This window comes from Embleya hyalina, assembly GCF_003967355.1.
Taxonomy (GTDB): domain Bacteria; phylum Actinomycetota; class Actinomycetes; order Streptomycetales; family Streptomycetaceae; genus Embleya; species Embleya hyalina.
Map to the genome: position 1 here is coordinate 1,681 of NZ_BIFH01000068.1, position 21,402 is coordinate 23,082.

General features: G+C 74.6%; 19 protein-coding genes and 1 pseudogene. 13 read left to right on the top strand and 7 right to left on the bottom strand.

Going from position 1 to position 21,402, the window contains the following annotated elements; genetic code table 11:
• The first annotated feature begins 327 nt into the window (after nucleotides 1-327).
• Nucleotides 328-1,323 (top strand): NAD-dependent epimerase/dehydratase family protein, encoded by a 996-nt coding sequence (locus EMA17_RS50840; protein WP_126644032.1) that lies wholly within the window; start codon nucleotides 328-330, stop codon nucleotides 1,321-1,323.
• Between the two features lie 16 nt (nucleotides 1,324-1,339).
• Here EMA17_RS50840 and EMA17_RS50845 read toward each other — a convergent pair whose 3' ends face one another.
• Nucleotides 1,340-2,458, bottom strand: a complete 1,119-nt coding sequence (locus EMA17_RS50845) for a sensor histidine kinase (RefSeq protein ID WP_126644033.1) — start codon at nucleotides 2,456-2,458, stop codon at nucleotides 1,340-1,342.
• Nucleotides 2,455-3,147: a response regulator transcription factor gene (locus tag EMA17_RS50850; protein WP_126644034.1), complete on the bottom strand. Its 693-nt coding sequence runs from the start codon at nucleotides 3,145-3,147 to the stop codon at nucleotides 2,455-2,457. Before EMA17_RS50850 ends, EMA17_RS50845 begins: the two co-directional genes overlap by 4 nt.
• Before the next feature lie 229 nt (nucleotides 3,148-3,376).
• On the opposite strand from EMA17_RS50850, the gene EMA17_RS50855 reads away from it, so the two are divergent.
• Genes EMA17_RS50855 through EMA17_RS50865 form a run of 3 tightly spaced genes read left to right on the top strand, consistent with a single transcriptional unit; the run spans nucleotide 3,377 to nucleotide 5,360 of the window.
• Nucleotides 3,377-4,066 carry a glycosyltransferase family 2 protein gene (locus EMA17_RS50855; protein WP_126644056.1) on the top strand — a complete coding sequence of 230 codons (690 nt, stop codon included), beginning with the start codon at nucleotides 3,377-3,379 and terminating at the stop codon, nucleotides 4,064-4,066.
• Entirely contained in the window at nucleotides 4,063-4,683 is a 621-nt protein-coding gene (locus EMA17_RS50860; RefSeq protein ID WP_126644035.1) for a TIGR04282 family arsenosugar biosynthesis glycosyltransferase, read from the top strand. Before EMA17_RS50855 ends, EMA17_RS50860 begins: the two co-directional genes overlap by 4 nt.
• On the top strand, nucleotides 4,680-5,360 hold the full coding sequence (locus EMA17_RS50865; protein WP_126644036.1) for a class I SAM-dependent methyltransferase: 681 nt from the start codon (nucleotides 4,680-4,682) through the stop codon (nucleotides 5,358-5,360). Before EMA17_RS50860 ends, EMA17_RS50865 begins: the two co-directional genes overlap by 4 nt.
• Nucleotides 5,361-5,384: 24 nt before the next feature.
• Here the strand turns inward: EMA17_RS50865 and EMA17_RS50870 are convergent, their stop codons facing one another.
• Nucleotides 5,385-5,858 carry a hypothetical protein gene (locus EMA17_RS50870; RefSeq protein ID WP_126644037.1) on the bottom strand — a complete coding sequence of 158 codons (474 nt, stop codon included), beginning with the start codon at nucleotides 5,856-5,858 and terminating at the stop codon, nucleotides 5,385-5,387.
• A complete protein-coding gene (locus EMA17_RS50875) occupies nucleotides 5,855-7,021 on the bottom strand; it encodes a molybdopterin-dependent oxidoreductase (RefSeq protein ID WP_126644038.1) in 1,167 nt (388 codons plus the stop codon). Before EMA17_RS50875 ends, EMA17_RS50870 begins: the two co-directional genes overlap by 4 nt.
• Nucleotides 7,022-7,134: 113 nt before the next feature.
• On the opposite strand from EMA17_RS50875, the pseudogene EMA17_RS50880 reads away from it, so the two are divergent.
• A pseudogene (locus tag EMA17_RS50880) lies at nucleotides 7,135-8,235 on the top strand (MptA/MptB family glycosyltransferase); the annotation flags it as partial.
• A 218-nt stretch (nucleotides 8,236-8,453) separates the two neighbouring features.
• On the opposite strand, the gene EMA17_RS55120 reads toward EMA17_RS50880, so the two are convergent.
• Both EMA17_RS55120 and EMA17_RS50890 read right to left on the bottom strand, forming a co-directional pair.
• Complete coding sequence (locus EMA17_RS55120; protein WP_246127495.1) at nucleotides 8,454-8,891, bottom strand: rhodanese-like domain-containing protein; 438 nt, start codon at nucleotides 8,889-8,891, stop codon at nucleotides 8,454-8,456.
• Complete coding sequence (locus EMA17_RS50890) at nucleotides 8,888-9,451, bottom strand: cysteine dioxygenase (RefSeq protein WP_126644041.1); 564 nt, start codon at nucleotides 9,449-9,451, stop codon at nucleotides 8,888-8,890. Before EMA17_RS50890 ends, EMA17_RS55120 begins: the two co-directional genes overlap by 4 nt.
• A gap of 928 nt (nucleotides 9,452-10,379) precedes the next feature.
• On the opposite strand from EMA17_RS50890, the gene EMA17_RS50895 reads away from it, so the two are divergent.
• From EMA17_RS50895 to EMA17_RS50905, 3 genes are all read left to right on the top strand, one after another.
• Entirely contained in the window at nucleotides 10,380-10,649 is a 270-nt protein-coding gene (locus tag EMA17_RS50895; protein WP_078976971.1) for a WhiB family transcriptional regulator, read from the top strand.
• A 132-nt stretch (nucleotides 10,650-10,781) separates the two neighbouring features.
• Nucleotides 10,782-14,546 carry a glycosyltransferase family 2 protein gene (locus tag EMA17_RS50900; RefSeq protein WP_126644042.1) on the top strand — a complete coding sequence of 1,255 codons (3,765 nt, stop codon included), beginning with the start codon at nucleotides 10,782-10,784 and terminating at the stop codon, nucleotides 14,544-14,546.
• Nucleotides 14,543-16,012, top strand: a complete 1,470-nt coding sequence (locus EMA17_RS50905) for a DUF5719 family protein (protein ID WP_126644043.1) — start codon at nucleotides 14,543-14,545, stop codon at nucleotides 16,010-16,012. Before EMA17_RS50900 ends, EMA17_RS50905 begins: the two co-directional genes overlap by 4 nt.
• 73 nt (nucleotides 16,013-16,085) lie before the next feature.
• Here the strand turns inward: EMA17_RS50905 and EMA17_RS50910 are convergent, their stop codons facing one another.
• Nucleotides 16,086-16,451 carry a metallopeptidase family protein gene (locus EMA17_RS50910; protein ID WP_078976974.1) on the bottom strand — a complete coding sequence of 122 codons (366 nt, stop codon included), beginning with the start codon at nucleotides 16,449-16,451 and terminating at the stop codon, nucleotides 16,086-16,088.
• A gap of 265 nt (nucleotides 16,452-16,716) precedes the next feature.
• On the opposite strand from EMA17_RS50910, the gene EMA17_RS50915 reads away from it, so the two are divergent.
• The 5 genes from EMA17_RS50915 (at nucleotide 16,717) to manA (ending at nucleotide 21,270) form a co-directional block, all read left to right on the top strand.
• Entirely contained in the window at nucleotides 16,717-17,091 is a 375-nt protein-coding gene (locus EMA17_RS50915) for a DUF3499 domain-containing protein (protein ID WP_174861553.1), read from the top strand.
• A gap of 106 nt (nucleotides 17,092-17,197) precedes the next feature.
• Entirely contained in the window at nucleotides 17,198-18,568 is a 1,371-nt protein-coding gene (locus tag EMA17_RS50920) for a phosphomannomutase/phosphoglucomutase (protein WP_126644045.1), read from the top strand.
• 103 nt (nucleotides 18,569-18,671) lie between these two features.
• A complete protein-coding gene (locus EMA17_RS50925) occupies nucleotides 18,672-18,857 on the top strand; it encodes a Trm112 family protein (RefSeq protein ID WP_126644046.1) in 186 nt (61 codons plus the stop codon).
• A complete protein-coding gene (locus tag EMA17_RS50930) occupies nucleotides 18,854-20,035 on the top strand; it encodes an SIS domain-containing protein (protein WP_126644047.1) in 1,182 nt (393 codons plus the stop codon). Before EMA17_RS50925 ends, EMA17_RS50930 begins: the two co-directional genes overlap by 4 nt.
• Nucleotides 20,036-20,037: 2 nt before the next feature.
• Nucleotides 20,038-21,270, top strand: a complete 1,233-nt coding sequence (gene manA, locus EMA17_RS50935; RefSeq protein ID WP_126644048.1) for a mannose-6-phosphate isomerase, class I — start codon at nucleotides 20,038-20,040, stop codon at nucleotides 21,268-21,270.
• The last annotated feature ends 132 nt before the right edge of the window (nucleotides 21,271-21,402 follow it).

The following is a 21,402-nucleotide window of genomic DNA, read 5'->3' on the forward strand; positions in this document are numbered from 1 at the left end:
ATCCCGCCGCGCCCTGCTCGCCCCGCGACCATCCCGCCGCGCCCTGCTCGCCCCGCGACCATCCCGCCGCGCCCTGCTCGCCCCGCGACCATCCCGCCGCGCCCTGCTCGCCCCGCGACCATCCCGCCGCGACCTGCTCGCCCCGCGACCATCCCGCCCCGCCCCGCCCACCCCACGACCATCCCCCCGCGACCGCCCCGCCCCGCGACCCCGGTCCCGAACTCCCCCCACCCCCCGCTCCCGGGCCTCGCCGGTAGGTCTTACGAACGGGTGACGTCCCGGTGTTCGCGGGAAGTTGGGGAGCTTGGGGGACTAGTTTCAGGTGGTATGAGGATCCTTGTCACCGGTGGAGCCGGGTTCATCGGGTCGCATGTCGTGGAGTGTCTGGTCGAGGTCGGGCACGAGGTGCGGGTGTTCGACGTGGTGTCCGTCGAGGGGGTGGACGCCGTGGTCGGGGACGTGCGTGATGCGGACGCGGTGGCGCGGGCGTTGGTCGGTGTGGACGCCGTGTGTCATCAGGCCGCCAAGGTCGGGCTCGGGCTGGATTTGGCGGACGCGCCCGACTACGTGGGCTGCAACGACCTCGGTACCGCGGTGTTGTTGGCCGCCATGGGGCGTGCCGGCGTCGGGCGGCTGGTGTTGGCCAGTTCGATGGTGGTCTACGGGGAGGGGCTGGGGCGGTGTGCCGAGCACGGTGACGTGGTGCCCGGCGCGCGGCCGATCGAGGCGTTGGAGGCGGGGCGGTTCGAGCCGCCGTGTCCGGTGTGCGGGATGGAGGTGACGCCGGGGCGGATCTCCGAGGAGGCGGCGCCCGACCCGCGCAACGTCTACGCCGCGACCAAGCTGGCCCAGGAGCACCTGGCCGGCGCGTGGGCCCGGAGCACCGGCGGCGTGGCCACCGCCCTGCGCTACCACAACGTCTACGGCCCGAGGATGCCGCTGGACACCCCGTACGCGGGTGTGGCCGCGATCTTCCGCTCGATGCTGCGTGCCGGGTTGCCGCCTCGGGTGTACGAAGACGGCGGCCAGCGGCGCGACTTCGTGCACGTACGGGACGTGGCCACGGCCAACCTGGCCGCCCTCGAGCGCTCGGCGCCCGGTCTGCGGGCGTACAACGTGGCCACCGGCGTACCGCGCACGGTGGGCGAGATGGCCGTCGCCCTGGCGGCCGCGCACGCGGGCCCGACGCCGATCACCACCGCGGAGTATCGACTGGGCGACGTGCGCCACATCACCGCCTCCGCGGCCCGGCTCGAGGCCGAACTCGGCTGGCGCGCCGAGATCGAGTTCGCGGACGGCATGGCCCAGTTCGCCCACGTGTGAGCGACCCGACCCCGCCTCACCCCGCCGGCAACCGCACCTCGAAGCGGCAGCCCGTACCCGTGTTGGCGACGGCGACCCGGCCCGCGTGGGCTTCGACGATGCCTCGGACGATGGCCAGGCCCAGCCCGGCGCCCCCGGCCGGGGACGGGGTGCGGGCGTGGGTGCCCCGCCAGCCCGTGTCGAACACGCGGGGCAGGTCCTCCTCCGGGATGCCACCGCACGCGTCGGTGACCGAGACCACCACCTCGTCGGCGGCCGTGCGCACGCCGACCGCCACCGTGCCGTCCGACGGGGTGTGCCGGATCGCGTTGACCAGCAGGTTCGTCAGCGCCCTGGACATCTCCCGACCGTCCACCCGCACCGGGACCGCGACCATGTCCTCGCCCTCCATCCGGACCGAGCGGGATCGGGCCAACTCCTCGGTGCCCGCCATCGCGTCCGCCACCAGGTCGTAGAGCGAGACCCGGGTCGGGGACAACTTCAGCGCGCCCGCCTGGATCCGGGACAACTCGAACAGGTCGTCCACCATGCCGCTGAGCCGATCCACCTCGGTGCGGATCCGCCGGTGATAGCGCGCCGGATCCTCGGGCAGGCCGTCCTCCAGCGCCTCCGCCATCGCCCGCAGGCCCGCCAGCGGGGTGCGCAGATCGTGCGAGATCCAGGCGATCAACTCGCGGCGCGCGTGCTCGACCGCGCGCTCGCGGGCGCGCGACTCGGCCAGCTGTACCCCGGCGCGCTCCAACTCGCGGCCCAACTCGGCCAGTTCGGCCACGGCCGAGACCTGCCGCGGCGGCGCGGGCGGCGGCGGGCCGCCGCCGAGCGCCCGCGCCGTCCCGCGCAGCGCCCGTACGTCGGCCACCACCGGGCGGCCCAGCATCATCGCCACGCCGATCGCCAACACCGCCGACACCGCGCAGACCACCATCACCACGGTCAGGTCGTGCGAGGACAACAACATCGCCTGGGAGACGCCGACGGTGCCCGCGGCCATGCCGGCTATCGTCACCACCGACATCGCGGCCAGCGCGACCGACAACGAGCGGTTGCGCAGCCCCCGCAGGCCGAGCAGCCCGAGCAGGGTGACGCCCAGGCCGCCGCCCGCCGCGATCAGGCAGATCAGGGCGAAATCCCTCACCGGCACCCGGGTTCGACCTCCAACCGGTATCCCACGCCCCACACGGTCACCAGGAGCCGGGGCGCGGCCGGGTCGTCCTCGATCTTCTCCCGCAGGCGCCGTACGTGCACGGTCACCGTCGACTGGTCGCCGAACTCCCACCCCCACACCCGGCGCATCAACTCCTCCCGGGTGAAGGCCCGGCCCGGCGCCGCCAGGAAGAAGCAGAGCAGGTCGAACTCGCGGGCGGTGAGCGAGAGCTCACGACCGGCGCGGAACACGCGGTGGGCGCCGACGTCCACCTCGACGTCGGCGTGCCGAAGCACCGACGGCACCGCCGCCGCGACGGGCCCCGCGACACGGCGCAGCACCGACCGCACCCGCAGGACCAACTCGCGCGGGCTGAACGGCTTGGTGACGTAGTCGTCCGCGCCGACCTCCAGACCGAGCACCCGATCGCCCTCGTCGCCCAGCGCGGTCAGCATCACCACCGGGATCGGGCCGCGCTCGCGCAGCCGCCGGCACACGTCGAGGCCGTCCATGCCCGGCAACATCAGGTCGAGCACCACCAGGTCGGGCGGCTCGGCGGCGGCCAGGTCGAGGGCGGACGGCCCGTCGGCGGCGTGCGCGGTGCGGAACCCCGCGCGTTCGAGATAGCCGACGACGACCTCGGCCACGGTCGGGTCGTCGTCGACGACGAGCACCTTCATGGCGGCGAGTGTAGGTGTGCGAAGGGGGACGATTCCGGCGCGGGTCGGATCCGTAAGCGGCCCGTAACCCACACGGCCGTATCGGCGCGACGTCAGTACTTCGTAAGCACGTCATGCCCGGGTACGCGGCGCACGCGTACCTAGCGTGAGCCGCATGGACGACTCTTCAGCACACGCCGCGGAGCATTCCGCGGCCCATTTCGCGGCGCGGTCCGCCGAGCCATCCCCGATGCCCGCGGTGCCCTCCGCCGCCCACGCCGTGGACGTGGTGCTGCCCTGCCTCGACGAGGCCCGCGCGCTGCCCTGGGTGCTCGCGCGGATGCCGGCGGGATACCGCCCCCTCGTGGTGGACAACGGCTCGCACGACGGCTCGGCCGACCTGGCCCGGTCGTTGGGCGCCGAGGTGGTGGTCGAGGAGCGGCGCGGATTCGGCGCCGCCTGCCACGCGGGGCTGCTCGCGGCGACCGCGCCGATCGTCTGCTTCTGCGACTGCGACGCCTCCCTCGACCCGGCCCAACTGCCCGAGGTGGTGGACCCGGTCCGCGCCGGCGACGCGGACCTGGTGCTCGGCCGCCGCCGCCCGCGGACCCTCGGCGCCTGGCCGATCCACGCCCGCCTCGCCAACGCGGTGCTGGCCCGCCGACTGCGCGGCCGCACCGGCGCCCGCCTGCACGACCTGGGACCGATGCGCGCCGCCCGGCGCGCCGACCTGCTCGCCCTGGACGTACGGGACCGGCGCTCCGGCTACCCGCTGGAGACGGTGGTCCGCGCGGCCGACGCCCGCTGGCGGATCGCCGAGGTGGACGTGCTCTACCACCCGCGCGCGGGCCGCTCCAAGGTCACCGGCACGGTGCGCGGCACGGTCACGGCCGTGCGCGACATGAGCGCGGTGCTGGTCCGCCCGGGGCGGCCCGCATGACCACGCTGCTCGTGATCGCCAAGGCTCCCGTCCCGGGCCGGGTGAAGACCCGGCTGACCCCGCCGCTGACCCCCGACCAGGCCGCGGCGGTGGCCGAGGCCGCGCTCGCCGACACGCTCGCGGCGGTGCTGGCCACGCCCGCCCGCCGTCGCGTCCTGGTGCTCGCGGGTGCGCCGGGGCCGTGGCTGCCGCCCGGCTTCGAGGTGCGGCCCCAGCACGGCGGCGGCCTCGACCTGCGCCTCGCCGCCGCGTTCGCCGGGTGTACCGGGCCGACCCTGCTGGTCGGCATGGACACCCCGCAGATCACCCCCGACCTGCTGAGCGTGGACTGGTCGGCCGCCGACGCGTGGTTCGGCCCGGCCGGCGACGGCGGGTTCTGGGCGATCGGCATGCGCCGACCGGATCCGTCGGTCTTCCCCGGCGTGCCGATGTCGGTGCCCGAGACCGGCGCGGTACAGCGGGCCCGCCTGCTTGCCGCCGGCCTGACCGTGCGCGACCTGCCCACGCTGACCGACATCGACACGGCCGACGACCTGGCCGCCGTCACCCGCGACATCCCCGACACACACTGCGCCGGCGTGGCCCGCGCGCTGCTCGGCGACGGGGTGTACGCATGACCCTGGCCCACGCGCCGACGCCCGGGACGAACGCCCCCACCGATCCGTACGCGGACGCCGCCGATCCCTACGCGGTCGCGCTGCGCGACGGCGGTCCGCTCTACCTGCGCCGGCACGGCGGCCGGCGCCAACGCCTCGAACTCGCCCGCTGGTGTGCCGAGCCGGACGCCGCCGACGACACCCTGCTGGCCCGCTGTACCGGCCCCACCCTCGACGTCGGCTGCGGCCCGGGCCGACTGGCCGCCGCGTTGACCCGGCGCGGGGTGACCGCGCTCGGCGTGGACCCGGTACCGGCCGCGGTGGCCCGCAGCCGAGCCGCCGGCGCGAGCGCGCTGTGCCGCTCGGTGTTCGAGCCGCTGCCGGGGGAGGGCCGCTGGGCGGCCGCGCTGCTCGCCGACGGCAACATCGGTATCGGCGGCGACCCGGCCCGGCTGCTCGACCGGATGCACACCCTGCTCGCCCCCGGCGGTCTGCTCCTGGTCGAGACCGACCCCCAGGACGTCCACGAACGTTTCGCGGCCCGGGTCGAGAACGCGGGCGGCGGCCACGGCGGCGCCTTCCGCTGGGCCAGGATCGGCACCCCGTCCCTGCGCCGGCTCGCCCCCGCCCACGCGTTCACCCCGACGGAGACCTGGACCCACACGAACCGCACGTTCGCCGCCCTGCGCCGGCACTGACCCCGAAACCGGGCCCGCCCCCGCTCAGCCCCGCCCCCGCCCCCGCGCGTACCGCCACCCCACCACCAGCGCCGTCCCCGCCGCCACCACGCCCCATACGATCGCCAGCCCGTCCGCGTAGTCCAGCGGCAACACCGACGGATTCTGCGTGGGCAGCGGCCGCAACAGCGCCGGCAGCGCGATCAGCGTGCCCGCCACCCCCACCGCGAGCCCGCCGAGCACCGTCCGGCGCACCCATGCGGGCGGTCCCGGCCGCGCCCGCATCACCATCGCGCCGACCACGAAGACCACCACCGCGAACACCGCGTCGTGCAGCAGCAGTCCGCCGACCAACCACTTCGCCAGACCCACCCGATCGCGCAGGAACGGGTCGTCGAGCACCCCGACCACACCCCACCCGATACCGGCCAGACCCACCGCCCCGAGCACGAGGCGAACGCCCGTGACCACCCGCCCCGTACGCGGCGCCACCGGCGGCGGCTCGAAGGCCGTACTCATCCCACCACCTCCATCCGGGCGACCCACTTCGTCTGCAACACGCCCGGCCGGTTCGGCGCGATGATCCGCGCGGGATACCCGTGGTCCTCGGCCAGCGGGGCACCGTTGAGCGTCAGCGCCAGCAGGGTCAGCGGGTCGCGGGTCCACTCGCCCGGCATGTCCATCACCGAATACGGGCTGAACCGTTCGTGCGAGAACACCCGCAGCCGATCACCCGGCGCCGCGCCCGCCCGCTCCAGCAGATCCCGGATCCGCACCCCCGACCAGTGCGCCGACGCGCTCCAGCCCTCGACACACGTGATCGGCAACACGGCCCGACTCTGCGGCATCGCCGACAACTCGGCCCGGGACAGCGCGAACGACCGCGGCCCGATCACCTCCAGCCGCCACCCGGGATCACGCACGGCCGCGAACACGCCCGCCGCGGCCGCGGTCCGGTTCACCGGCAGCCCCTGCGGGCCCAGATCCGCACGCCGCGGCGCCAGTACCGACACCCGCCCCAGCGGCGTCACCGTCTGCCCCACCGTGGCCAGCGTGACCACACCGACCCCCGCGCCGAGCACCGTCAACAACCCGCGCCGCGACGGCCCCTCCAAATCCGCCGGCGCCCCGCGCGGCCGGCGCCAATGCGCCACGATCAGCGGCAACTTCACCGCCACGTGCAGCGTGATCGCACCCGCCGCCACCCACGCGATCCAGTAGTGCGCCGGCACGAACGGGAACGGCCACGGATACCACTGGACGACGTTGAACAACCCGGTGCCCAACTCGAAGATCGCCGCCATCATCAACACCGCGACGGACAACCGCTCCAGGGCGTGCACCACCGACCTCGCCGGCGGCCAGGCGAACAGACGCGGATACACCACCCACAACTTCACCAGGAGCAACGGCACCGCGGCGATCCCGGTCGCCACGTGCAGCCCCTGGGTGACCCGGTACCCCCACACCGGTCGCGCGGGCAACGCGAGCCAGTGCGGCTGGTGTTGCAGCACATGGCTGAACAGCCCGGTCAGGAAGCAGACCAGGAAGGCCGGACCGAGCAACCGGCCCACCACCACGGCCGTGCGCGGATCGTGCAGCGTGTCGCGGAAGGCCCCGGCCCGGAACGGACCCCGCCGCAACACGGCGGGCGGCTCCGGCAGGCGGATGTCGAGCTTCATGGGTCCAGCCAACGCGCAAAACCCGCCGCCGGCCGCCATTGACCGCCTTACGGAGTGCTGACGGTCGGCCCGGGATGCCCCGAAAACGTCCCACCCGCCGACACACTCGCCGCATGCCACCGAGCCCGCCGCCCACGAACGCGCCCACGCCCACGCCCGCGACCCCCGGCCCCGCGACCACGATCGCCGCCGCCGGCACCGGGCTCGCCCTCGCCGCGACCCTCGCCTGCGCGGTGTACGGGCCGTGGACGCACCCCGGCAGCGTCGGCGTATTCGTGGTGTACGGCGTCGCCTGGACGCTGTTCGCCCTCGGCGCCCACCTCGTGCGCCGGCTTCCCGTGCGCCGCGCGGTGCCAGCGATCCTGCTCGGCGCGGTGGCCCTGCCCTTCCTCGCGACCGGCGCCGAGCCGCGCACCAGCGACGACGCCTACCGCTACGCCTTCGACGGCCGGGTCCAGGCGGCGGGCCACTCGCCCTACACGCACACCCCCGCCGACCCGGAGGTGGCCCGCTTCCGCGACGACTGGCTGTTCCCGAAGGGCGAGTGCGCCGGGTGGTTCCGGCACCCGCTGCCGGACGGCGGCTGCACCCGGATCAACCGACCCGAGGTGCACACCATCTACCCGCCCGTGGCCGAGGCCTACTACCTGCTCGTCCACCTGGCCACCCCGCCCGGCGGGCACGAACCGGTCCAGGCCGCCGCCGCGTCGCTCGCCGTCGCGGTCACCGCGGCACTGCTCCTGGTGCTGCGCCGCTTCGGGCGCGACCCCAGGAACGCGGTGTGGTGGGCGTGGTGTCCGATGGTCGCGCTCGAAGCGGGCAACAACGCGCACGTGGACGTGCTCGGTGTCCTGCTCATGGTGCTCGGCCTGGCCGCGGTCGCCGCCCGCCGGCCGATCCTGGGCGGTGTACTGCTCGGCGGCGCGGTCGCGACCAAGATGTTCCCCGCCGCGGCCCTGCCCGCCGGGCTGCGCCGGGCCCCGGTGCGGCTGCTCGGCGCGGCCGGGCTCACCGTCGTACTGGTCTATCTGCCGCACGTGCTCGCCGCCGGTCACGCGGTGCTGGGCTACCTCCCCGGCTACCTGGCCGAGGAACGGTACGACGACGGCGCCCGGTTCGGCCTGCTCGGCCTGGTGCTGCCGGTGGCGGCCGCCCCGTACGCCGCCGTCGTCGTGCTCCTCGCCCTCACCGCCGCGGTGATCGCGCGCGCCGACCCCGACCGGCCCTGGCACGGCGCGCTCACCCTCACCGGCGGCATGCTGTTCGTGTTCACCCCGGCCTACCCCTGGTACGCGCTCCTCGTGGTCGCGCTGGTGGCTCTCGACGGCCGGCGGTGGGAGTGGCTGGCGCTCGGCCCGGCCGGGTACGCGCTCTACCTCACCTGGGGCCTGGACCTGTCCCCGGACCAGGTCCGCGCCACCCACCGGATCGGCTACGGCGTGGCGTTGCTCGTCGTACTCGCCGCCGCGCTCGTGCGCCGGGCGCGTCCGGCGGACGGCACCACGGGCAGCCCCGCCGCCTTCCACGCCTGGAAGCCGCCGATCAGATCGGTCGCCCCGGACAGCCCGAGGTCCACCAGGGAGGCCGCGGCGAGGCTCGACGCGTAGCCCTCGTCGCAGAACACCACCACGCGCAGGTCCCAGCCGGCCGCCTCGGGCACCCGGGCAGTGCCCTCGGGATCGAGCCGCCACTCCAGATGATTGCGCTCGATCACCAACGCGCCGGGGATCGCGCCGTCGGCGTCGCGCTGGAAGTCGGGGCGGGTGTCCACCAGGATCGCCCCGTCGTGGAACGCGGCGTGCGCCTGCTCGGGGCTCACCCGCACGAGCCGGGCCCGGGCCCGGTCCAGGAGTCGGTCGACGGCGCTCACCACTGCTCCCCCGAACGCTCGACGCCGACCCGACGCAGCGGCGCGAAGCTCGGCCGGGCGATGTCCTCGGCGGCGTCGTAGAGGTTCATCGACGCCAGGCGCGGGCTGTACACGTGCACGCTGACCGCGGGCTCGGTGCCCATGTTGGTCACCTCGTGCACGTAGGTCGGCCCGAATACGCGGGTCGCGCCCGGGGTGAGCACCCGCTCGCGGGCGCCTGCCCGACGCAGCGGGGTGACCACGAGCGAGCGCTCGTGCAACTCGCCGGAGACGACGGTGAACACGCCGGACGAGCCGCCGTGGTCGTGCAGACCGGTGCCCTGGCCGGGCAGCCAGCTGAGCAGCCACACCTCCAGGTCCTCGGTCGCGGCGAGCCGCTTGTACCAGCGGGTGGTCGGGTCGTAGCGGACCTGGTCGAGCTCGGCCGCGACGAGGCCGGCATGCTGCCGGGCGAGCGCGGCGAGCCGGGCGACGGCGGGGCGGACCGCGGGAGCGACGGGGAGGGCGAGCACGGCGGGGGCGGCGAGCGGGTCGCCGGCGACGGTGATGTCGCTGGACATAAGGGGGAGTCCTTCGGGATGTCTGCGCGAAATCTCACGCGCGGCGGATCTGGCGAACGCGGCGGATCGAAAACGAACACGCGAGCGGCAGCCGGCGACCCGAACGGACAATCGACCGAATCGAACGGTCGTGTCGATAAAGGGGGAAAGAGGGAGAAGCCCCTTCAATGAGTGCCGCCGCTTGCGCGGAGGACTGCCGAAATGGCGTCCTCAGGCGTTACAGCCGGTACAACAGCTGTACACGTGGTCACACGGCGGACACAGCGCACAGAAGACCCGACGGGCGTCGACAGGACGACTCCGGAACAGGCTGCAGCGTGCGGACATGGGAAAAGGACACCGTCTGGGGGGTGGCCCTGTCAACTCGCCGCGGTCCGCCGGGCCCCTCGGTCCCCGATTCGGGTGACCGGGATCGTGGGCGAGGGTGGACCGGGACCGTGGACGAGACCGGACACGGGCCGTCGACGCGGGCGGACCCGAGGCCGTGAACTCGGGTGACCGCTGGCCGATTCGGGTGAGGAATCCGGGGAAGGGATTGAAGCTCGCGGGGCACGGGGAGGCCCATTTCCGTGTGACGTCGGTCATCATCGCGGTTTTCCGGTCCCGCCCGGGAACTGCGTGGATGGTGCGAGGCGTAGTCCCTTGTAGAGGTCATCACGGGTTGGCATCGAATGGCGTCGCGCCTCCCGCCGGTACGCTCCCCGCCCGGAACGTCGAGGCGATTGCGCGGCACAACAGGTTGTCCGGATGTGTCCATTTATGTGGTCAATCCGGATTGTTGTGGTCCCGGGGAGTGAATCCCCGCCCTAATAGCAGAGCCCGGCTTGACGTCGCAGCAACGACGCGCTTGTAATTTCACACACGTCGTGAACCGTTACCGGTAACGGCTTAATCACGGGGACGCAAAAACGGGTCGAGGAGGCACGCGATGGGCGAGCTGTTCCAGCTACTGGTCGCCGACGGCGAGAGTGAGGAGGAGGAGTTCGGTTGGCAGGAGCGCGCCCTGTGCGCGCAGACCGACCCCGAGTCCTTCTTTCCCGAGAAGGGCGGCTCGACGCGGGAGGCCAAGAAGGTCTGCCTGGCGTGCGAGGTGCGCGACGAGTGCCTGGAATACGCGCTGGCCAACGACGAACGCTTCGGGATCTGGGGCGGACTGTCCGAGCGCGAGCGGCGCCGGCTCAAGAAGGCGGCCGTCTGACGGTCGCCGGTTCGGGCCCGTGCCCGATCCGGGCGGGGCCGAGATGCCCGTCGCGTAGTGTGTGGGCCGTTCGGCCGGATGCCGGACCGCTGGTACCACGCCGCTACGAGCCCCCCGGGGTCCCCGCACTCGATGTCACTTTTCAGCCATCAGTCGGCATACGCGCAAGCTCCGGCTTTCCCACGGCACATCGTCACCGCGATCCTCGTCGCCCATGACGGGGCCCGCTGGCTGCCCCGCACACTGACCGGCCTGCTCGGTCAGGAGCGCCCGGTCCAGCGCGTCGTCGCGGTCGACACCGGCAGCACCGACGCCTCGGCGGGTCTGCTGGAGGACGCCCTCGGCCGGGACTCGGTGCTGCACACCGAGCGACGGACCGCGTTCGGCGCCGCCGTGAGCGAGGCCCTGCGCGCCGCGCCGCACCTCGACCCCGCGTCCCTGCCGTACCGCACCGACACGTACGAAACGTACGACGCGTCGGATCCGTACGGCGACACCGACGAGGACCGCCCGCCGAGGTCGACCGAACCGGTCGAGTGGCTGTGGCTCCTCCACGACGACAGCGAACCCGCCCCCGACGCCCTGCACCTGCTGCTGCGCGCCGCCGACGAACTGCCCTCGGTGGCCGTGCTCGGCCCCAAGGTGCGCAGCTGGTACGACCGCCGGCAACTGCTCGAGGTCGGCACCACGCTCACCGGCAGCGGCCGGCGCTGGACCGGCCTGGAGCGCCGCGAGCAGGACCAGGGCCAGCACGACGCGATCCGCGGCGTGCTCTCCGTCTCCAGCGCCGGCCTGCTGGTGCGTCGCGACGTGTGGGAGAACCTGGGCGGCTTCGACCCGCGCCTGCCGCTCTCGCGCGACGACACCGACTTCGGCTGGCGCGTCAACGCCGCCGGGCACCGCGTGGTCGTGGTCCCGGACGCGGTGATCCAGCACGCCGAGGCGGCCACGCGCGAGCGCCGGCCGATCGACGTCGCCGCGAACCGGCCGCACCGCGTGGACCGCGCGGGCGCCGCCTTCACGCTGCTCGCGAACACCACCGGCGCCGGCTGGCCGCTGCTGTGGTTCCGGCTGCTGTTCGGCGGCCTGTTCCGCAGCCTGGGCTACCTGCTCGGCAAGCTGCCCGGCATGGCGCTGGACGAACTGCTCGGCACCGTCTCGGTATTGCTCCGCCCCGCCGGCTTCCTGTCCGCGCGGCGGGCCCGGGCCCGCACCCGCACCATGTCCGACAAGGACCTCGGCGACCTGTTCCCCAGCCGCGCGGCCACCGTGCGGCACGCCGCCGAGGGCCTGATCGGCAACCTGCGGCGCAGCGAGGAACCGGAGAACCGGTCCGGCCGGCACAGCAGCGCCGAGTCGGGCCCGGTCGACGAGGACGCCGAGTCGCTCGACACGGAGAACTTCGTCAAGCTGCGCATGCTGATGCGCCGCCCCGGACTCTCGCTCGCCGTCGCGCTCACCCTGATCACCCTGTTCGCCGCCCGCGATCTGCTCTCCGGCGGCAGCCTGTTCGGCGGCGCCCTGCTGCCCGCGCCCGAGGGCGCGTCGGACCTGTGGGACCGCTACGCCGACACCTGGCACGGCGTCGGCTTCGGCGAGGCGGCGAGCGCGCCGCCCTACGTGGGCGCGCTGGCCGCGTTCGCCACGCTGCTGTTCGGCAAGGCCGGCACGGCGGTGGCGGTACTGCTGATCGGCAGCGTCCCGCTGGCCGGGATGAGCGCCTACCTGTGCTCGCGCCGCCTGGTGTCCGCGCCGGGCGTACGGGTGTGGGGCGCGTCCGCGTACGCACTGACCCCCGTCGCCACCGGCGCGATCGCCGGCGGCCGGATCGGCACCGCCGTCGCCCTCGTCCTGGCCCCCGTGGTCGCGCGCGGCGCGGCCCAGGTGCTCGGCGCGGGCGACCTCAAGGCGTCCATGCGCGCGGCCTGGGCCACCGGCCTGGTGCTCGCCGTCGTCGCCGCGTTCACCCCGCTGCTCTGGCTCGCCACGGCGCTGCTCGCGCTGATCGCCGTCGGGGTGTCCTTCGCCGGACTGCTCGGCCCGCGTCCCGGCATCGGCCTGCTGCTGCGGCTCGGCGTGGTGCTCGGCACCCCGCTCGTGCTGCTCGGCCCGTGGACCCTGGCCCTCGCGGGCAAGCCGGCGCTGTTCCTGAGCGAGCCCGGCCTGGCCGGCGACGCGCTGGCCGAGAAGGGCACCAGCCCGGTCGGCCTGCTGCTGCTCGACCCGGGCGGCCCGGGCACGCTGCCGGTCTGGCTCACGGGCGCGCTCCTGCTCGCCGCGCTGGCCGCGCTGTTGCGCGACTCGCGTCGGGCCGCGGTGCTCGGCGCGTGGGCGGTGGCCCTGGTCGGCCTGCTGCTCGCGGTCGTGGTCAGCCACGCCGAGATCACCGTCGAGGCGACCGGTGACAAGGTGCCCGCGTGGCCCGGCGCGGCCGTCGTGGTGATCGCGCTCGGCTACGTGACCGCGGCGATGGTCGGCGCCGAGGACGCCCGCACCCGGGTCGCGGCCGGCAGCTTCGGCTGGCGGCAGCCCACCGCGGTGGTGCTGGCCGTGGTCGCCGGCGTCGCCCCGCTCCTGGCCGCCGGGACCTGGCTGTGGAAGGGCGCCGACGGCCCGCTGGAGCGGCGCGACCCGGTCGTGGTGCCCGCGTTCGTGGCCGAGGAGGCCACCGGCGCGCGCCACCCGCGCACCCTCGTGCTGACCTCGCCCGAACCGGGCAACGTCAGCTACACGATCGTGCGCGGCTCGGGTCCGGCGCTCGGCGACGCCGAGACGGCGCCCAAGGCGTCCACCTACCGGCAATTCGATACCTTCCTGGGCAAGTTGATCGCCGGCGGCGGTGGCGCGGACGCGAGCATGCTGGCCCCGTACGGCATCGAGTTCATCCAGCTCAAACCGCCGGTGGGCAGCGAGTTGACCGCCCGGCTCGACGGCACCCCGGGCCTGGCCCGGGTCGGCGCCACCCAGGGCGCCACGCTCTGGCGGCTGCAATACCCGGTCGGCCGGGCGCTGATCGTCGACCCGGACGGCAAGGCCAAGGCCCTGCCGACCACCCGCGAGGGCGTGTCCACCCGGATCGAGGCGGGCCCGCAGGGCCGGATCCTGCGGCTCGCCGAACGCGCCGACTCCGGCTGGCAGGCCACCCAGGGTGGGAAGAAGCTCACCTCCCGCACGCTGGACGGCTGGGCCCAGGGCTTCGAACTGCGCCCCGAGGCGGGCCGGCTCGAACTCACCCACTCCTCGGGCGGACACGGCATCTGGCTGCTCGTGCAGGGTGTCCTCGTGTTCGTCGTGTTCGTCATGGCGCTGCCCGCCCGCCGGCGCGGCACCGACGACGACCTGCCCGAGGCCGCCGCGTCCCCGGCCGCGGCCGACGGCGCCGGCGAGGGCGGCGGGCGGCGCGGCCGACGCAAGGCCGAGTCGGCCGAGCCGGTCGAGGTGCCGGAGGCGGTGCCGGTCGCGGCGGCCGCCGACGGGCTCGACGCGTACGGCTTCCCCGAGCTCCCGGAACAGCGCACCGACCCGGCCGAGGCGCCGGTGCCGGTCGAGGCCTGGCAGGGCACGCCCTACGACGGCACCGCGACGCCGGCGTACGAGCAGTACCCGCAGCAGGACTACGGGCAGCAGTACCAGGGCTATCCGGACTACCAGGGGTACCAGTACGACCAGCCGGCCCAGGGCGCGCCGGACGGCTCGGACGCGGCGGGTTCCTTCGGCTGGACCGGACAGCCGTACCAGCAGCCGCAACAGCGGCCCGCCTACGACGAGTACGGCAACCCGCTGCCTCCGCAGCAGTACGACCCGACCGCCTACCAGGACCCCGCCGCCGGCCGGCCGCCCGAGCCGCGCTCGGGTGACGATCCGTGGCCGCCGTCCCCGCAGGGAGACCGCCCGTGAAGCGCACCACCCTCTCCCTGGCCGCCGTCGTCGCGCTGCTGGCCGTCGTCGTCGGCCTGGCGGTCGTGACCCGCCCGACCGAGAGCAAGGCCGCGCCGCCGCCCGCGGCGGCGCGGGTGCCGGTGCAACAGGCCGAGGTGTCCTGCCCGTTCGTCCGCCAGCTGCCCGGCAGCTCGACGACGGTCTCCGCGCTCGCCCCGCCCGCCCGGGCCGGGGCGAACGGCGGCGAGGCGAACGTCGTCGAACTCGGCGACCGGACCAAGGTGCGCACCAGGATCGAGGCCCCGGGCAAGCCCGCGAGCGTCGGCGTGGACAACACCGACGTGCAGCCGCTCCTGGGCACCGCCTCGGGCGCGTTCGCCCCGGGCTTCGGCGCGGGCGCGATCACCCGGGTGCCCAGCAACGCCGGCCGCGGGCTGGCCGGGGTCACCTGCGAGGCGTCCACCACCGACCGCTGGTTCGTCGGCGCCGCCACGACGGAGAACCGGGAGGCGTACCTGTACCTGTCCAACAGCCGGGACACCCCCGCCGTCGTCGACGTGGAACTGTTCGGCCGCAACGGCCCGATCGAGTCCGAGGCCGGTCGGGGCATGTCGCTGGCCCCCGGCGCCTCGACGGCGATCCTGCTGCGCACGCTCAACCCGAGCGCGATCGAGCCGGGCCTGGCGGTGCACGTGATCGCGCGCTCCGGGCGGGTCGGCGCGGCGATCCGGGACCAGGAGGGGGCGGTCGGCACCGACTGGCTGCCCTCGACCGGCGCCCCGGGCCGCAACCTGGTGATCACCGGCCTGCCCGCGATCACCGGCGACGCCGGCAACGTGCAGCTGATGCTGTTCTCGCCGAGCGGGGAGAGCACCGACGTGCAACTGTCCGTCGCGGGCAAGGTGAACACCTTCAAGCCGGTCGAGCACGAGACCACCGAGGTCAAGGGCAACAAGCTGACGGTCTTCGACCTCGGCCCGGTCAACCGCGGCGACGCGGGCGCGCTCCGGCTGGTCTCCGGCCGCGCGGACATCATCGCCGGCGTCCGGGTGGTGCAGGGCGCCGGGACCGACGCGGAGGTGGCGTTCCTGAGTGCCACCCCCGAGCTGACCGGTCGTGCGGTGATCGCCGAGAACCGCACCGGCGGCGCGGTCGCCACCACCGTCACGCTGACCGCGCCCAAGGGCCCGGCCAAGGTCAAGCTCACCGCGTTCGGCGACAAGGGCGACCCGGTCTCCGCCGACGTCGAGGTACCCGCCGGCACCACCGTCCAGGTCAACGCCCCGGCCCCGGCCGGCGCCACGCGGTTCGCCCTGATCGCCGAACCGCAACCCGGCTCGCAGCCGGTGCACCTGGCCCGCACGGTCACCGAGACGATGAACAAGACCGCCGCGTTCACGGTGCAGCCCTTCGCCCCCGGCGTGGAGACCGTGGTGGTGCCCAACGCCCGCCAGGACCTGTCCCTGCTGGTCCCGCAGCGGTAGCCGCACCCTCGCGAGACGACGAAGGCCCGGGCCCCTCCGACGGGGGTCCCGGGCCTTCGTGGTTCCGGCTCGCTCAGTCGTCGGGGTCGATGGTGTCCGGATCCATCCCCAACAGGTCCGCGACCTGCTCCACCAGCACGTCGTTGACCAGCATCTCCAGCTCGGCCCGGCCCTCCGCGCGCAGCTCCAGCGGGCGCCGGTACAGGATGATCGTGGCGGGCACGGCCTTGGTCGCCGGCACCAGCCGGCCCAGCGCCACGGCCTCGTCGCCGTTCACCGCCGTCTCGGCCTCGGGCACGTCCAGGACCGCGAAGCGGACCTCCTCCAATTGCGGCCAGCGCTTGGCGAGCCGTTCCACGACATCGGCGGCGAGGTCGTCGAACCGCTGCGCGCGGGTCAGCGCGATCGGCACGGGGGGTGGGGCGAGCGGGCCGCGCATGCCGCGGCCGTGCCGGTCGCGCCGACTGCGACGGCGCGAGTCGCGCTCGCGGGGGGAAGAGGGGACCGAGTGCTCGTTGTGCACGGCACGAGCTTAGGGCCTGGCCGCCCGATCCGGACCGGTCCGCGCCGCTCCGTCGAGGACGGCGCGGACCGTCCCGAACGGGTGTCCCCATGCCGCCGACATCCTGTGAGGAGCGACACGTGAGTCACACCGCACCCGGATACCACGCGGGTTCGGCCCGCTTGCGGTACCGTCCATCGTCGTGAGCCCTGTACGTCGCTGTTCGCGGACCGCCTGCGGCCGAACCGCAGTCGCCACGTTGACGTACGTCTACGCCGACTCCACGGCCGTCCTGGGCCCTCTCGCGACCTACGCCGAGCCCCATTGCTACGACCTGTGCGCCGAGCACTCGGAGCGGCTGACCGCGCCGCGCGGCTGGGATGTCGTGCGCCTGGCGCCGGATCCGAGCGCGGGCAAGCCCAGCAGCGACGACCTCGAGGCGCTGGCCAACGCGGTGCGCGAGGCCGCCCGCCCGCCGCAGCCCCCGCAGCCCGCGCCCGAGCCGCCGGACCGCGACGGCCGCCCCGAGACCGGCCGCCGGGGCCATCTGCGCGTTCTGCGCTCACCCGAGAGCTGACCGCCGGCCGATAGGGTCTGAGGCGTCGTCCGCGGGGCAGGGGTCGACGGACAACGGCCAACACCGCGGCGAATCGGGACCGCGGTCGAGCGAGTGGAGTCTTCGGGTGCGCGACCTCTCCCAGATCGTGAAGGCGTACGACGTGCGGGGCGTGGTCCCCGACCAGCTGGACGCCGACACCGCGCGGGCACTGGGCGCGGCGTTCGTCCGGGTCACCGGGGCCGAGGCGATCGTGGTCGGCCGGGACATGCGTCCCTCCTCGCCCGAGTTGTCCGGCGCGTTCGCCGAGGGCGCCGCGGCCCAGGGCGCCGACGTCACGCTGATCGGGCTCGCCTCCACCGACGAGCTGTACTTCGCCAGCGGCAGCCTGGACCTTCCCGGCGCGATGTTCACCGCGAGCCACAACCCCGCGCGGTACAACGGCATCAAGATGTGCCGCGCCGGCGCCGCCCCGATCGGCCAGGACAGCGGCCTCGCCGACATCCGCGCGCTCGCCGAGGCGGGCGTGCCCGACTTCGCCGGCACACCGGGCACGATCGGCGAACACGACGTGCTCGCCGACTACGCCGCGCACCTGCTCGGTCTGGTCGACCTGACCGGCATCCGGCCGCTGAAGGTGGTCGTGGACGCGGGCAACGGCATGGGCGGGCACACCGTGCCGACCGTGCTCGGCGCCGCGAGCGGGCTGCCCCTCGAGATCGTCCCGTTGTACTTCGAGCTGGACGGGTCCTTCCCCAACCACGAGGCGAACCCGCTGGACCCGAAGAACCTGGTCGACCTCCAGGCGAAGGTCCGCGAGAGCGGCGCCGACCTGGGCCTGGCCTTCGACGGCGACGCCGACCGCTGCTTCGTGGTCGACGAGCACGGCGACCCGGTGTCCCCCTCGGCGGTGACCGCGCTGGTCGCGGTCCGCGAGATCGCCCGGGCGAAGGCCGACGGCGAGGCGAAGCCGATCGTCATCCACAACCTGATCACCTCCCGCGCGGTGCCCGAGATCGTCGCCGAGCACGGCGGCGAGGCGGTGCGCACCCGGGTGGGCCACTCGTTCATCAAGGGCGAGATGGCGAAGACCGGCGCGATCTTCGGCGGCGAGCACTCGGCGCACTACTACTTCCGCGACTTCTGGCGGGCCGACACCGGGATGCTCGCAGCGATCCACGTGCTCGCCGCGCTCGGCGGCCAGGACCGCCCGCTGTCCGAGTTCGCGAGCGCGTACGACCGCTACCCGGCCTCCGGCGAGATCAACAGCGAGGTGGTCGACCAGGCGGTGGCGACCGCGCGGGTCCGGGCCGCGTTCGCGGACCGGCCCGGGGTCGCCGTGGACGACCTGGACGGGATGACCGTGGTCGCCGACCGGTGGTGGTTCAACCTGCGCGCGTCCAACACCGAGCCGCTGCTGCGGCTGAACGTCGAGGCGGACGACGAGCCGACCATGATCGCGATCCGCGACGAGGTTCTGGCACTCGTCCGGGACTGACCGGTCGGCTCGGTAAGGTGATGGGTTCAATCGGACGACTGCCGCACCGGACCCGGACGAACGGATACGAACGGTGTGAACAGTCGGAAAAGTGGGAGATGTCGTGAATCTGGAACCGTCACAGCTGGCGATCCTGACGTGCCCGGTCTGCCACGCGTCGCTGCACCGGGACGGGGACGCCGCGCTGGCCTGCGACGACCCCGCCTGCGGGCTGGTGTATCCCGTCGTCGACGACATCCCGGTACTGCTCGTGGACGAGGCTCGCCGGTCGGGCACCGATCGGGCATGAACATCCTCGACGAGGCCCTGCTGGACGACCAGGACGGCATCGCCCGGGCCGACACGGCGGAGACCCTGCGGGCGCTGGCCGGCGCCGGCGCCCAGGTCCGCCGGGCCGTGCAGGCCGCGCGCGAGGCGCTGCCCGCCGCGATCGCGCCCCGGGACCGGCCGCGCACGGTGATCCTGTCCGCGCCCGCGTACGGGCCGCTCGGCCATGCGCTGCGCGCGGTCACCGGCGCCGACGCGGCGCTGCCGGTGATCCTCGGCGCGGGCGGCACGCTGCCCGGCTGGGCCGGTCCGATGGACCTCGTGTTGACGGCCGGGCGCGGCGACGAGCCGGGCCTGATCGACCTCGCCGGCCAGGCCTACCGGCGCGGTTGCCAGACGGTGGCGGCCACGCCCGGCGGGTCGGCCCTGGACGCCGCCGTGCAGCAGAGCCGGGGCGTGGTGGTCCGAGTCCCCGTCGACGCCACCCCCGTGGGCACGCCCGGCTACGCCGACGACACCGTGTTCGCCGCGCAGACCGCGTTCTGGCCGCTGTTCACCGCGCTGCTCGCGATCACCGGCGCGTGCGGCGCGAGCGCGTTCACCCCCGGCGAGGGCCTGGCGAGCGTGGACGCGATGGCCGACCGCCTCGACGAGACGAGCGCCCGCTGCCGGCCCGCCGCCGAGGCGTACCTCAACCCCGCCAAGGGCCTCGCCGGCGCGATCGCCGGCACCATCCCGGTCGTGTGGGGCGCGGGCACCGTGGCGGGCGTGGCCGCCGAGCGCTTCGCCACGATGCTCACGGGCGTGGCCGCCGCGGCCGCGCTGTCCGGCCCGCTGCCCATCGCCGGCCGCTACATGGACCGGGTCTTTCGGGCGGGCGAGGCCGGTGCCGCCGCCGACCCCGACGACTTCTTCCGCGACCGGGTGGACGAGCCCGACCCGGTGCGGATGTACCCGGTGCTGCTCGTCGACCACGACGACCCGGCCGCCGTCGGGCCCGCCGACCACGCCCGCCGCACCCTGGGCGCGCTGGGCCGGGCGGCCGTCGGCGAGGTCGGCGCCCGCGGCGGCAGCCCCGTCGAGCGACTGGCCGAGCTGATCGCCGTCACCGACTTCGCGGCCGTCTACCTGGCCCTGGGCACCGGCGTGGGTCCCGCCGCGCCGGGGCTGTTCCCCTGGACCGAAGGTGGTCCCCGCTAGCCATGGACCGCCTTCTCAACCGGATCCGCGCCAACGCGTGGGGTTCGCTCACGGCCATCCCCGAACTGCTCGGCGTCGCCCCCACGGGCGAGCCGCAGGCCGAGCTGTGGATGGGCGCCCACCCGGGCGCGCCGTCCGAGGTCGATCGCGGCCTCGGGGCCCGTTCGCTGGTCGAGCTGATCGCCGCGGACCCGGCCGGCGAGCTGGGCCCGGACACCGCCGCCCGGTTCGGCCCGCGCCTGCCGTTCCTGCTCAAGGTGCTGGCCGCCGAGGAGCCGCTGTCGCTCCAGGTGCACCCCGACGCGATCCAGGCCCGGCAGGGCTTCGCCGAGGAGGAGGCGCGCGGCGTCCCGATCGACGCGCCGCACCGCAACTACCGCGACTCCAGCCACAAACCGGAGATGATCTGCGCGCTCGGCGACTTCGAGGGCCTGGTCGGCTACCGCGAGATCGCCGAGACGCTGAAGCTGCTCGACGCCCTCGACGTGCCCGAACTGGCCCCGTTCGCAAGGGCGTTGCGCAATCCGGACGAGGAGGCGGCGCTACGCGCGGCGACCACGCACGTGTTGATGCTGCCCGAGCGCCTGCGCACCACGGTGGTGGACGCGGTCGCCGCGGCCTGCCGCCGACTGGCCGCGAACGGCTCGCCCTACGCCGAGGCGTGCGCCGCGGTCGCCGGTCTGGCCGAGCGTCACCCCGGCGATCCCGGTGTCGCGGTGGCGCTGCTGCTCAACCACATCCGGCTGCGCGAGGGCGAGGCGGTCTTCCTCGCGGCCGGCATGCCGCACTCCTACCTGCACGGGGTGGTGGTCGAGATCCTGGCCAACTCCGACAACGTGCTGCGCTGCGGCCTGACCGACAAGCACGTCGACGTCGGCGAACTGCTGCGGATCATGGCCTTCCGGGCCGGACCGGTGGAGATCCTCGGCGCCGAGCCGAGCGCGGCGCACCCGGGCGAGGAGGTCTACACGACCCCCGTGGCCGACTTCCGCCTGTCCCGACTGCCCGCCGGCCGCGAACCGCATGTCCTGGACACCGCCGGCCCGCAGATCCTGCTGTGCGTACGCGGCTCCGCCACCGTGCGACAGGAGCGCGGGCCCGGGGGCGCGGCCGGTACGACGCTCGACCTGGCACGCGGTCGATCGGTGTACATCCGCGCGGGTGAACCGCGCGTCGCGGTCACCGTCGACGGCGCCGACGGTCTGGTCTTCCGGGCGACCGTGCCCTGCCGCTGAGCGCTCGCCGACCACACCGTCGACCGCCGCCGACCTTCGCCGACCGACCGACGCGGCACCCGCACGACCGCCGCCGGCCGAGCCGCGCCACGCGCATTTACCGCAAGTCTGCCGGGGTAGGCGCCGGCCCGA